Origin of the sequence: Streptacidiphilus sp. PB12-B1b (assembly GCF_014084125.1) — a bacterium.
Taxonomy (GTDB): Bacteria; Actinomycetota; Actinomycetes; order Streptomycetales; family Streptomycetaceae; genus Streptacidiphilus.
Genome location: NZ_CP048405.1, coordinates 3,169,951 through 3,181,906, shown reverse-complemented (window position 1 = coordinate 3,181,906; position 11,956 = coordinate 3,169,951). Strand labels below are relative to the sequence as shown.

Below are 11,956 nucleotides of genomic sequence, written 5' to 3'. Positions count from 1 at the left end.
GTCCTCTACATCGTTGGAATCCCCGTCGTGGCGCCAGGCGAACCGAGTTGAGGTGACCTCATGCCGGACGACCGCACCTCCGCGCGCAGCGCTGCCGCAGGCAGCGGGGCCGGGCCCGGCTCAGCGGGAGCGGCGGCTGCTCTCCCGCACCACCACCCGGTGGCCGAGCGTGATCTGCCGGCTGGGGCCGGAGAAGCGCCCCTCGATCCGCTCGACCAGGCAGCGCACCGAGAGTTCGGCGATCTGCCGCTTGTCCGGCGCCACCGTCGTCAGCGAGGGGATGGCGTACTCGGCCTCCTCCACATCGTCGAAACCGACGATGGCGATGTCCTCCGGCACCCGCAGCCCGGCCTCGTGGACGGCCCGCAGCGCGCCCAGCGCCAGCAGGTCGTTGAAGCAGAAGACCGCGTCCGGGCGGTTGGGCAGCTTCAGCAGCCTGCGCATCGCGGCGGCCCCGTCCGGGCGGAAGTACGTTCGCACCGGCGGCAGCAGCGCCTCCTCCACCGCCATGCCCGCGGATTCGAGCGCTTCGCGGTAGCCCGCCAGCCGCTGCTCGGCCGTGGCCCGCGGCGCCGGGTCCTGCCAGCCGATGGCGGCGATCCGGCGGCAGCCTTCGTCGATCAGGTGCCGGGTCACCTCCCGGGCGCCGGAGACGTTGTCGATGTGCACCCGGTCCGCCACCGGCCCCAGATCGGCCTCGCCCAGCAGCACCAGCGGGATGTCCCGGGCGCGGGAGAGCAGCGTCAGCCGGTCCAGGCCCAGCGGGCTGAGGATCACGCCGTCGATCGTCGGATCGCCCAGGCCGGAGGCGATGCGCAGCTCGGCCGCCGGATCGCCGCCGGTGTCGTCCATCAGCACGGTGATGCCCTTGCGCCGGGCCGCCGCGATCACCTCCACCGAGAGTTCGGCGAAGTAGGGCGAGGGCAGTTCGGGGAAGGCCAGCGCGATCACGCCGCTGCGCCCGGTGCGCAGCCGCCGAGCGGTCGCGTTGGGCCGGTAGCCGAGCGCGTCGATCGCCTGCTGGACCCGCTGCCGGGTCTGCTCGGCGACCGGCACGGTCCCGTTGACGACGTTGGAGACGGTCTTCACCGACACCCGGGCCAGCTCGGCCACGTCCTTCAGCCGTGGTGCCGTGGACCAGCCGGTTTCCTCGGTCACGTGTTCCGTCCTCCCCTTGCGCCCCGACAACGAGAGCGTACAAGAGGGCAGCTCCCCGGCAGGGCGAGCCGGTGCGGCCCGGGGTCGCGGGCGCCGCCCGTGGGGGGCGGGGAAAGCCACTGGTCCAGCACCTTCGGTACCGACGCACAGCTCCCACCTACCCTTCGGAGCGCACATGTCAGGAAAGACATCCGCTGTCACCGGCCGGGGCCGCGGAACCGCCCGCCGGCTGCGGCGGGGACTACAGGCCCTGGTGACCGTCCTGGGCCTGGCGGCGGCGCTGCTGCTGGGCCTGCCCGGGACCTCCCAGGCCGCCACCCAGCTGCCCTGCGACATCTACGCCTCGGGCGGCACCCCCTGTGTCGCCGCGCACAGCACCGTCCGAGCGCTGTTCGCCGCGTACGACGGCCCGCTCTACCAGGTCACCCGCGCCTCGGACGGGGCCACGGACGACATCGGCCCGCTCTCCGCGGGCGGCTACGCCAACGCGGCCGCGCAGGACGCCTTCTGCGGCGGCACCAGCTGTCGCATCAGCAGGATCTACGACCAGACCTCGCACCACAACGACCTGACCCCGGGCCCGGCGGGCACCTCCGGCATGGGCGCGGACCGCGGTGCGGACGCGAGTGAGATCTCGGTGGTGGCCGGCGGCCACAAGGTCTACGGCGTGTGGATCTCCCCCGGCGTGGGGTACCGCTACACCGGCGCCGCGTCCGGCGTCGCGGTCAACGGCGCGGCCGAGGGCGCGTACATGGTCGCCAGCGGCACCCATGTCGGCTCCAACTGCTGCTTCGACTACGGGAACGCGGAGAGCAGCGCCGACGACTCGGGCAACGGCCACATGGACGCGGTCAGCCTGGCGACCACGTGCTACTTCCCGCCGTGCACCGGCTCGGGCCCCTGGGTCGAGGCCGACATGGAGAACGGCATGTTCCAGGGCGCGAACGGCTCCAACACCGCCAACGCCGGCAACAGTTCTCCGTTCGTCACCGCGGTCCTGGAGAACAACGGGCAGAACACCTACGCGCTGGCGGGCGGCAACAGCCAGTCCGGCGGGCTCTCCACCTGGTGGGACGGCTCGTTGCCGACCCAGGGCGGCTACGAGCCGATGCACCAGGAGGGCGGCATCATCCTGGGCACCGGCGGCGACAACAGCAACTGGAACATGGGCACCTTCTTCGAGGGGGTGATGGTCTCCGGGTTCCCGAGCGCCGCGACCGAGAACGCGGTCCAGGCGAACGTCGTCTCGGTCGGCTACTCGGGCGAGACCAACGTCCCCAACGGCCCGCAGGGCACCGTCACCGGGCCCGGCGGCCAGTGCGTGGACGTGGCCGCGGACGACACCGGCGTCGACGGCGCGGCGGTGCAGCTGTGGAACTGCCAGTCCTACGCCGAGGACCAGCACTGGACCCACAATGTGAACGGCTCGCTCAGCACCATCGGCCGGTGCCTGGACATCGACGGCGACGGCACGGCGGCCGGTACGCCGGTGGAGCTGTGGGACTGCAACGGCGTCGGCGGCCAGCAGTGGATCCAGCAGTCCAACGGCTCACTGCTGAACCCGCAGTCCGGGCTGTGCCTGGACTCGCCCAGCGACGCCACCGCCAACGGCACCCGGCTGCAGATCTGGACCTGCAACGGCACCGCCGCCCAGCAGTTCTCCGTCAACGGCGGCGGCCCGGTCACCGGGCCGGGCAGCCAGTGCGTGGACGTGGCCGGTGACGACACCGGCGGCGACGGCACGGCCGTGCAGCTGTGGAACTGCCAGTCCTGGGCGATCGACCAGCACTGGTACCACAACTCCAACGGGTCGTTGGAGACGCTGGGCCGGTGCCTGGACATCGACGGCGACGGCACGGCGGCCGGTACGCCGGTGGAGCTGTGGGACTGCAACGGCGTCGGCGGCCAGCAGTGGGTCCAGCAGTCCAACGGCTCACTGCTGAACCCGCAGTCCGGGCTGTGCCTGGACTCGCCCAGCGACGCCACCGCCAACGGCACCCGGCTGCAGATCTGGACCTGCAACGGCACCGCCGCCCAGCAGTACGCGCTGCACTGAGCCACGAACGCCGCGCACGCCGCATGCGCCGAGGGCGCTGAGCGCAGCGAGTCCCGGTCTCCGGTCCGCCGGAGGCCGGGACCTTCTGCGCGTCGGGGCGCGGGGCGCGCGGCGCCGGGCGCGGCAGGCGGCAGACTGTCGTACGCGCGGCAACCGCGACAGGCCGAGGCGAGAACGGAGCAGGGGATGAAGGCAGTGCGTTTCAACCGGTTCGGGGGCCCGGAGGTCCTGGAGATCGTGGAGCTGCCCGATCCGCAGCCGGGGCCGGGCCAGGTCCGGATCGCGGTGCGCGCGGCCGGCGTCAACCCGAGCGACTGGAAGAAGCGCCAGGGCCTGATGGACGAGGAGCTTCCGCAGACCCTGGGCTACGAGGCGGCGGGCGTCGTCGACCAGCTCGGCGAGGGCGTCGCGGACGTGGCCGTCGGCGACCGGGTGTTCGGCTTCTCCGCCGAGGGGGCGGCACAGGCCGAACGGGCGCTGCTGTCCTGGTACGCGCCGATCCCGCCGTCCCTGGACTTCGCCGACGCCGCCGCGCTTCCGGCCGCCGTCGAGACGGCCACCCGCGCGCTGGACCAGCTCGGCGTCGCGTCCGGCAGCACGCTGCTGGTCAACGGCGCCTCCGGGAGCGTCGGCAGCGCCGCGGTCCAGTTCGCCGTGGTGCGCGGCGCGCGCGTGATCGGTACCGCCAGTACGGCCAACCACGGCTACCTGCGCTCGCTGGGGGCCGAGCCGGTCGCCTACGGCGAGGGCCTGACCGAGCGGGTCCGCGCGCTGGCGCCCGGCGGGGTGGACCTGGCGCTGGACGTCGCCGGCAGCGGCAACCTGCCCGAGCTCGTCGCGCTCGCCGGCGGCCCCGGGCAGGTCGTGACGCTGGCCGACTTCGCCGGCGCGCGCGAGCACGGGGTGAGGTTCAGCAGCGGGGACGCCGGCCGCGCGCTGCACGCGATCGACGAGATCGGCGCGCTGGTCGAGTCCGGGCGCTTCTCGCTCCCGGTCGCGCAGACCTTCCCGCTCGCCGAGATCGCGCAGGCGCACCGCCTCAGCGAGGACGGCCGGGTCCGCGGGAAGCTGGTGCTGACCGTCGACGCGCCGTGATCAGTCCTTGACCACCTGGTAGATGCCGTAGATCACGCCGGGGATGTGGCCGAGCAGCTGCAGCAGGAACGCCCACAGGACCTTCAGGCACGGCCCCTCCTTGATCAGGACCGCCAGGAACGGGAAGACCAGGCACAACAGGACCAGCAGAACCTTGACCATGAGGACTCCTTCGACTGCGAGGGGGCAGCCGCTGCCCCACGCTGTCCCCTGCCCCGACCCCGGCGGTCCATGTAACGGCGGAGGTCGATGCAAGGACGGATTGGATCCGTCCCGGCCGGGCAGGGGCCGGGCAAGGGCGCATTCCCGTTCCCCGGGGACGCGCCCGCTCCCCCCTCCGCCCTCTCCTCCAGGAGTCGCCCAGTGGCCCTGCCCGAATCCGGTCCGGACGGTGTCGGCATACCGGCGTCCGGCCCGGCCGCTCCCCCGCCCAGACGTTCGTGGTTCGCCATGGGATTCCAGCTCAGCCTGGGCGCCCTGGTGGCCTATCTGCTGGTCGAGGCCGTGGAGGGGATCGCCAGCCTGGTCATGCTCTCGCTGCTCGCCCTGGTGATAGCGATCAGCGTCGACCCGTTCGTACGGGCGCTCACCCGCGCCGGGCTGCGCCGCACCTGGGCGGTGACGGTGGTGATCCTGGGGCTGGCCCTGTTCGTGGCCGCGCTGGCCCTGCTGTTCGTCACCCCCATCACCAACGAGATCAACGCCCTCACCCGCAGCGTCCCCGTCTGGCTGCAGCAGCTCCAGGACCACCACTCCACCCTGGGCCGGCTCGAGGACAAGTACCACATCGTGGAGAAGGCCAAGCAGGAACTGGGCTCCGGGGGCGGCGGCACCCTGGTGAGCGGGATCGTGGGCGCGGGTCAGCTGGTGCTGACCACGGTGACCGGGCTGTTCCTGGTGGTCACGCTGACCATGTACTTCCTCGCGGGGCTGCCCACCATCAAGGACTTCTTCCTGCGCTTCGTGCCGGGCAGCCGCCGCCCGCACGCCACCGAGCTCACCGACGAGATCCTGCTGCGCACCGGACGCTACATGCTCGCCAACCTCGCCACCTCGGTCATCGCCGGGCTGGCCACCTTCGTCTGGCTGCAGATCTTCGGCGTCCCCTACCCGGCCGCCCTCGGCGTGTTCGTCGCCGTGCTGGACCTGGTCCCGCTGGTCGGCTCCACCATCGGCGGAATCGTCGTCTCGCTCGTGGCGCTGGTGGTGTCCTGGCCGGTCGCCCTCGCCACCGCCGCCTTCTACACCGTCTTCCGCGTCGCCGAGGACTACCTGATCACCCCCAAGGCCATGAAGTACGCGGTGGCCGTCCACCCCCTGGTCACCATCCTGGGCGTGGTGATCGGCGGGGACCTGCTGGGCCTGATCGGCGCGCTGCTGGCCATCCCGGTGGCCGTCGCGGTGGGGCTGATCCTGGACGACGCCGTCTTCCCCAGCATCGCCGAGCGCTGAGGACGACGGCCCGTACGACCGCGCGCCCCGAGTTGCCGCCCCCGTGCCCGGAGCCACGATGAGCCCAACAGACAGGCGCGAGCCGCTCGGCTGCGCCACGGTCCGAGGAGCCGCAGTGGCCAAATACTTCGCGTCCTCCCAGGAATCGCTGGTGGCCGATGCCATAGCCGGCTTCTCCACCGTGCACAGCGGGCTGGTCGCCCACCATGCGCAGGACGGCTACGTACGCGCCCGGCACACCGCGCCCGCCCGCCGGGTCGGCCTGCTGTCCGGGGGCGGCTCCGGGCACGAGCCGATGCACGTCGGTTTCGTCGGCGCGGGCATGCTGGACGCTGCCTGCCCCGGGCAGGTCTTCGCCTCGCCGCACAACCGGCAGATCTTCAAGGCGTCCTGCGCCGTGGCCGGGCCGGAGGGCGTCCTGCACATCGTCAAGAACTACACCGGGGACCGGATCAACTTCGGGATCGCCGCCGAGCGGCTGGCGCACCAGGGCATCCCCTGCGCCCGGGTGCTGGTGGACGACGACCTCGCCTCCGACTCCGACGGAGTCGCCGTGGGGCGGCGCGGCACCGCGGCAACGGTGCTGGTGGAGAAGATCCTGGGCGCGGCGGCGGACCGGGGCGACGGACTGACCCAGTTGGCCGAGCTGGGCGCCCGGCTGGTCCGGCAGTGCCGGAGCATGGCCGTCGCAGCCGCCGCCCACACCGCCCCCGGCACCGGCAGGGCCGCCTACGCCCTGCCGACCGGGATGATCGAATTCGGCGTGGGCATCCACGGCGAACGCGCCGCCCGCTCCCTGCCGCAGGGCTCCCTGGCCGGACTGGTGGGGCGGATGGCCGAGGCGCTGACCGCCGCGCTGCGGCCGCCCCCGGGCGCGCCGGTGATCGTCCTGGTGAACGGGCTGGGCGCGGTCACCAGCCTGGAGCTGTACGCCGTGGCGCACGAGACCGTGCGGGCGCTGGAGGGGCGCGGGGTGCTCGTGGCCCGCTCCCTGGTCGGCGACTTCTCCACGGCGCTGGACACGCGGGGCTTCTCGCTCACGCTGCTGGTCGCCGACGAGGAGGTCCTCGGCCTGTACGACGCGCCGGTGCGCACACCGGCACTCGAGTGGTCCCGTCCGATGGTGAGGGAGTCGGTGGCATGACGAGCTTCGACGGCACCTTCACCCGCGCCTGGCTCCGGCGCTTCGCCGCCTCGGTGACCGCCACCGAGCCGGAGCTGACCGAGCTGGACCAGCGGGCCGGGGACGGCGACTTCGGCATCAACCTGCGCACCGGGGTGTGCTGCGCCACCAAGGCGCTGGACCGGCTGCCGGAGGCGGGCCTCTCCGCCGCCCAGCCGCTCCGGGCGGCGGCCGACGCCTTCCTGGACGAGGTGGGCGGCACCAGCGGCCCGCTGTTCGGGCTGGTGCTGCACCATCTGGCCGAGGCCGCCGTGCACCACGACCTCACCACGCCGGACCTGGCGCGCGGCGCCGCGGCGGGTCTGGCGGCCGTGCAGCGGGTCGGCGAGGCCGTCCCCGGCGACAAGACCCTGGTCGACGCGCTGGCACCGGCCGTCCTGGCGCTCCAGCTGTGCACGGTGGACACGCCCGTGGACCGCGCCCTCCCGGCGGCGGCGGACGCCGCCTTCCAGGGGGTGCGGTCCACCAGGGAGCTGTGCGCGCGCCGGGGCCGGGCCAGCTACCTGGGCGAACGGGCGTCGGGCATCCCCGACCCGGGCGCGGTCGGCGTCGCCCTGCTGTTCTCCTCGGCGGGAAAGCAGGTCACCACGCTCGTACCGCTGCTGGCGGAGCCCGGTCAGCACGTTCCGACGGGCTGACCGGGCCCGGCCCCAGCGGTCGGCCGCTCAGCCCGCGCGGCCGGTCAGACCGCGGCGCAGCGGGCCTGCCGTCCGGCGGCCCAGGCGCGGAGGGCGGGATCGGCCAGGGTGGTGACCCAGAGGTCGGCCATGGCGGTCTCCTCCTCGCCCGGGTGCGGCCCGACGCCGAGCACCCGCAGACCGGCGCTGACGGCGGAACGGATGCCGCAGGCGGAGTCCTCGACGGCCAGCGACTCGTCGGGGACCGCGCCGCACCGCTCGACGGCGGCCAGGTAGACGTCCGGCTCCGGCTTGGGCAGCAGGCCGTCCTGCGGCACCACGATGTGCGCGAAGCAGGACAGCAGACCGGCCTGGTCCAGGCTCGACTCGACGACGTCCAGCGGGCAGTTGCTGGCCACCGCCAGCGGAGCGAACTCGGCTGCGGCGAGGACGAGTTCTCTTGCGCCCGGGCAGGTGACCGGGTTCTCGGCGACGAGTTTGCGGAACACGTCCAGGAGTTGACGGGTCATGGCCTCGGCCAGCCCGGGGAATCCGGCCGTCTCGGCCATCAGCCGGCCGCACTGGGTGTAGTGCAGCCCCTTCGCCCGCGCCGCGAACAGGTCGTCGGGCGCGATTCCGTGGCCGCGGAGCACCAGCTCCCGGGCCTCCTGCCAGTGCTGCTCGCTGTCCATGAGGGTGCCGTCGCAGTCGAAGACCACAGCGGCGGGAGTCCAGGTGAGGATCGATTTTTTCGCCATGCCTCTACCGTTCGTGAGGGAAGGGAGGAGTACGGGGAGCGAATGCCGTGACCGATCGCGCAGGCGTGAGGGGAAACGCGGCGAACTCGCAGACCGCATATCCGGGCCGTTTTCGCATACGGGCCCGGCGAGAGGCCGTGCTGACGCGGCCTCGGAGTTCCGGCCTGTCCAGGAGCAGGCAAGAACATAACGCTCAGAACGTTATGTTCGCTACGGTTCGGAGTCAAACAACTCGCGGGCGTGTTCAGCCGCCGGTTTTCCGGAATACCGGAGCACGCCGACGGCGGTCGGTCCGGCGTCCTGCCGGATCCGGAACACGCAGGTGGTGCCGTGCACCGTGCACTCGACGGTCGCGGCCGGGCTGAACTCGGTGAAACGCAGCAGGCGCAGGCCGCAGCCGACCGGGCGCTGCAACCGCCCCTCGCTCTGGACCGCCACCGCCTGGCGCGCCGCCTCCAGCAGGGTCATGCCGGGCACGTGGTCGCTGTCGTGGTCGAAGAAGTACGGATGCCGGGGATCGGCCGGATCCACCCGGACGCCGTCCGGCGCGAGCGCCAGCATCACGTCCTGCGGCGAGGCCACACCCAGGCCCTCCGGCGCCGGACGCAGCCCGGCGGGGGCGCGCGGGTGTCCGTCGGGGGCGCCCGGGCGGCCGTCCGCGCCCGGTCCGGGCCCGCGCAGCGCCGTGTAGCCCTCGGCGTCCAGGATCCGCGCCCCGCCCTCGGCCTGCGCGAACGTCCGCCCTCCGGCGAGGAAGCGGGCCCGCAGCCGCATCCCCGACAGCGCGCCCGAGGCCGCCCGGCGGCGCACGTCGCCCATCTCCACCAGGCAGGTCACCTCGGTGGCGCCGTACCGGACCCGGGGCTCGGCGGCCGGATCCAGCTCGTAGGAGACGTCCGTGATCAGGAAGTGCGAGCGGGGCGGGACGCCGCAGTACCGCAGCGGCAGGTAGATGCCCAGCTGCCGGAGGGTCTCCACGATCATCAGCGGGTTGTGCAGGCCCTCCCCGCCGCGCGGGAAGGTGGGGTGGGAGAGCGGCCACTGGGCGGCGGCCGCGAAGCGCCCGGGCCCGGCCGGCAGCACATCGGTGAGCAGCACCTCGGCCACCGAGAGCCGGTGCACCGACTCCCGGGGCACCGTCCGCGACCAGGTGAGCGGGCGCGGCCCGTCCGCGGCCGAGCGCCCGCCACCCGTGCGCGGCACGGCGTCCCAACTATGCATACCAATAGCACATATCAAACCTTCGGAAAACGCATCCGCGATCCCGCGGCGGGCGGGGCAGAGCCGCTATGGTGACCCCGTCATTCGACGGCATCGACCGAGGCAGAGAACACGTGCAAGAACGGGCGGCGACGACGCGCAGAGCAGTCCTGGAGGCGGCAGCGCACCTCTTCGACGAAAAGGGCTACGCAGGGACAAGCATCGGCGACATCAGCGCGCTGTCCGGCCGTACCAGCGGGGCGATCTACTTCCATTACACGAGCAAGGAGAACCTGGCCCGGGCCGTCATCGAAAAGCACTTCTCCACCTGGCCGCAGCTCATCGACGGCGTGGCCGGGGGCGGCCCGCCCATGGAGCGGCTGGTCCTGCTGAGCTTCGTCGTGGCCCGGGCGTTCCGGGACGACGTCGTCGTCCGCGCAGGCGCCCGGCTGTGGTCCGAGCGGAAGGCCATCGACGCGGTCCTGCCGACGCCCTTCGTCGGCTGGATCGACACCGTGGCGGAGCTGCTCCGGCAGACCCGGGCCGAGGGCGGCCTGGCCCCCGGCGTCGAGCCCCGGCAGGCGGCGCACACCCTGGTCTGCGCCTTCTTCGGGCTGCACACCGTCTCCGACGCCCTGGACGGCCGACGCCGGATCGAGGCCCACCTGACCGGCCTGTGGCTGCTGCTGCTCCCCGCGCTGCAGGCGCGGCCGGAGCCGGTCGCGCTGCTCACCCGCGTCCGCGACCGGCTGCCACAGGCCCGGGCCACGGCCGATGACCAGGTCGAACTCGTCCGCTGACCGGTGTCCGGCCCAGGTCGGGGTAGGCGGGGGATCATGACTTTGAAACACCCAGCCGAGACCAACGGCGGCCAGCGCAGCCGGTTCGACCGTCTGGCCGAGCACGCCTCCAACTTCAGCAGTTCCCCGGCGTTCTTCCTGTTCTGCCTGGCCCTGGTGGCCGGTGTCCTGGGCGTGCACGCCGCCCGCCTGTCCACGGACACCAAGCTGTTGGCGGGCGACGCCATGACCGCGGTCACCCTGCTGCTGCTGGCCCTGCTCAAGAACTCCGAGCGCCGCTCCGAGCGCGCCGTGCAGCGCAAGCTCGACGCGATCGCCGCCTCCCTGCTGGAACTCCACGGCAACGCGGCCGGACCGGTCCGGCAGGACCTGGAGGCGGCCATCCGCATGGAGGACGAGCTTTAGCCGGACGGCAGACCGCAAGGCCGCCCCGCCGACCGCCGGTTCACGCCCGGGGCGGCCCGGAAGGGCGGGCGACGCCGAGCCCCTTGACCGGGGACGATCACGTCCGGGCAGGGCACGAGCCTCCTCGCGGCGTCAGCGGTCTCGGCGGCCCCAGCGGCGCTGTTCCGCCATCCGGCGCCGGATCACCAGCAGGTCCGCCACGGCGACCACCGCGCACACCGCGCAGACGACGGCCACGCCCAGGTTGACCGAGCGGTCCAGGTGCGGCCCCTTCGCCGCCAGCAGCGCGAAGGCCACGGCCCCCAGCACCATCAGCGGCGCGAAGACGCCCGCCAGCAGCCGCCGCGCCCGCAGGTCGCTGCGGGCCCACTGCGGCTCGGAGCCGTCGTGACGCCAGCGCCGGGCCGCCGCCCGGGCCCGCCGGTCCGCCGCATGCGTCTGCCACCACTGGCGGACGTGGTGCCCTTCGCTGTGCTGGTACGACATGGTCCCGGTCCCTTCCGGGTGGAGGCAGCCCCTGATCCTTCACCTACCCGTCCACCCGGCCGACCCCACCGCCCCGACCCCGATTCCCTGACCTCCTCCCGGTCCGGCCGGGCGGCGGTCGTCAGGCCGGTGCCTGGCCCTCGGCCAGGGAGGCGAACCAGGGCCGGGCGATCTGCACCAGCTCCGCCGGGTCGACGCCGCCCATCGCCGCCAGGTCCAGGAAGTGCCGGACGATGGTCAGCCCCAGCGTGCTGCTGACCGCCAGCAGCGCGCGGGCCTGCGCGTCCGGGCCGCCGCCCATGGACGCGGCGAGTTCGGCGACCCGCTGGTCGAGGAAGTCGCTGACCTGGCGGGACGCGTCCGGGGAGGTCAGCATCGACCGGAGCAGGGCCGCGGTCTCCGGCGGCAGCTCGCCGAGCTTGAGCGCCATCACGTCGCCCAGGTGGGCGGCGGCGTCACCGGGCTCGCCGGCGGCCAGTCCGGTGGCGGCGGAGAACAGGGCGTCCTTGGAGCCGTAGTGCTGGTGCACCAGCGAGGAGTCCACGCCCGCCCGGGCGGCGATGCTGCGGACCGTCGCGCCCTTGAACCCCTTGGCGCCGAACTCCTCGCGCGCGGCCTGCAGGATCCGCTGCGCGGTCGCCGCCCGTCGGGCGGCGCGGGTGGTCGTCGGCTGCTCCATGCGCCCACTCTAGCGTCACCAGCAACTTCGCTCCTCAATCGGTGAGCGAATGGTGTAGGGTTTCACT

General features: G+C 73.3%; 13 protein-coding genes. 7 read left to right on the top strand and 6 right to left on the bottom strand.

Going from position 1 to position 11,956, the window contains the following annotated elements:
* Positions 1–120 precede the first annotated feature (120 nt).
* Positions 121–1,158, bottom strand: a complete 1,038-nt coding sequence (locus GXW83_RS14455) for a LacI family DNA-binding transcriptional regulator (RefSeq protein WP_225446978.1) — start codon at positions 1,156–1,158, stop codon at positions 121–123.
* Positions 1,159–1,333: 175 nt separating this feature from the next.
* On the opposite strand from GXW83_RS14455, the gene GXW83_RS14450 reads away from it, so the two are divergent.
* Complete coding sequence (locus GXW83_RS14450; protein WP_182443468.1) at positions 1,334–3,214, top strand: arabinofuranosidase catalytic domain-containing protein; 1,881 nt, start codon at positions 1,334–1,336, stop codon at positions 3,212–3,214.
* A gap of 186 nt (positions 3,215–3,400) precedes the next feature.
* Positions 3,401–4,309 carry an NADP-dependent oxidoreductase gene (locus GXW83_RS14445; protein ID WP_182443467.1) on the top strand — a complete coding sequence of 303 codons (909 nt, stop codon included), beginning with the start codon at positions 3,401–3,403 and terminating at the stop codon, positions 4,307–4,309.
* Here GXW83_RS14445 and GXW83_RS14440 read toward each other — a convergent pair whose 3' ends face one another.
* A complete protein-coding gene (locus GXW83_RS14440; protein WP_182443466.1) occupies positions 4,310–4,471 on the bottom strand; it encodes a YqaE/Pmp3 family membrane protein in 162 nt (53 codons plus the stop codon).
* Positions 4,472–4,672: 201 nt separating this feature from the next.
* On the opposite strand from GXW83_RS14440, the gene GXW83_RS14435 reads away from it, so the two are divergent.
* From GXW83_RS14435 to dhaL, 3 genes are all read left to right on the top strand, one after another.
* Complete coding sequence (locus GXW83_RS14435; RefSeq protein ID WP_225446977.1) at positions 4,673–5,761, top strand: AI-2E family transporter; 1,089 nt, start codon at positions 4,673–4,675, stop codon at positions 5,759–5,761.
* A 115-nt stretch (positions 5,762–5,876) separates the two neighbouring features.
* Positions 5,877–6,905: a dihydroxyacetone kinase subunit DhaK gene (locus GXW83_RS14430; RefSeq protein ID WP_182443465.1), complete on the top strand. Its 1,029-nt coding sequence runs from the start codon at positions 5,877–5,879 to the stop codon at positions 6,903–6,905.
* Positions 6,902–7,582: a dihydroxyacetone kinase subunit DhaL gene (gene dhaL / locus GXW83_RS14425; RefSeq protein ID WP_182443464.1), complete on the top strand. Its 681-nt coding sequence runs from the start codon at positions 6,902–6,904 to the stop codon at positions 7,580–7,582. Before GXW83_RS14430 ends, dhaL begins: the two co-directional genes overlap by 4 nt.
* Before the next feature lie 44 nt (positions 7,583–7,626).
* Here dhaL and GXW83_RS14420 read toward each other — a convergent pair whose 3' ends face one another.
* A complete protein-coding gene (locus GXW83_RS14420; RefSeq protein WP_182443463.1) occupies positions 7,627–8,319 on the bottom strand; it encodes an HAD family phosphatase in 693 nt (230 codons plus the stop codon).
* Positions 8,320–8,529: 210 nt separating this feature from the next.
* Positions 8,530–9,540, bottom strand: coding sequence for a ScbA/BarX family gamma-butyrolactone biosynthesis protein (locus GXW83_RS14415; RefSeq protein ID WP_182443462.1), 1,011 nt, complete (start codon positions 9,538–9,540; stop codon positions 8,530–8,532).
* A gap of 113 nt (positions 9,541–9,653) precedes the next feature.
* Between GXW83_RS14415 and GXW83_RS14410 the strand changes: the two genes are divergently transcribed.
* Both GXW83_RS14410 and GXW83_RS14405 read left to right on the top strand, forming a co-directional pair.
* The gene (locus GXW83_RS14410) at positions 9,654–10,319 is read left to right on the top strand and encodes a ScbR family autoregulator-binding transcription factor (RefSeq protein WP_182443461.1); all 666 of its coding nucleotides are present in this window, start codon (positions 9,654–9,656) and stop codon (positions 10,317–10,319) included.
* Between the two features lie 36 nt (positions 10,320–10,355).
* Positions 10,356–10,724 (top strand): hypothetical protein, encoded by a 369-nt coding sequence (locus GXW83_RS14405; RefSeq protein WP_182443460.1) that lies wholly within the window; start codon positions 10,356–10,358, stop codon positions 10,722–10,724.
* A 132-nt stretch (positions 10,725–10,856) separates the two neighbouring features.
* Here GXW83_RS14405 and GXW83_RS33990 read toward each other — a convergent pair whose 3' ends face one another.
* Together GXW83_RS33990 and GXW83_RS14395 are read right to left on the bottom strand one after the other, a co-directional pair.
* Positions 10,857–11,210 (bottom strand): DUF6343 family protein, encoded by a 354-nt coding sequence (locus GXW83_RS33990; RefSeq protein WP_225446976.1) that lies wholly within the window; start codon positions 11,208–11,210, stop codon positions 10,857–10,859.
* Positions 11,211–11,331: 121 nt separating this feature from the next.
* Positions 11,332–11,889: a TetR/AcrR family transcriptional regulator gene (locus tag GXW83_RS14395; protein WP_182443459.1), complete on the bottom strand. Its 558-nt coding sequence runs from the start codon at positions 11,887–11,889 to the stop codon at positions 11,332–11,334.
* Between the last annotated feature and the right edge of the window lie 67 nt (positions 11,890–11,956).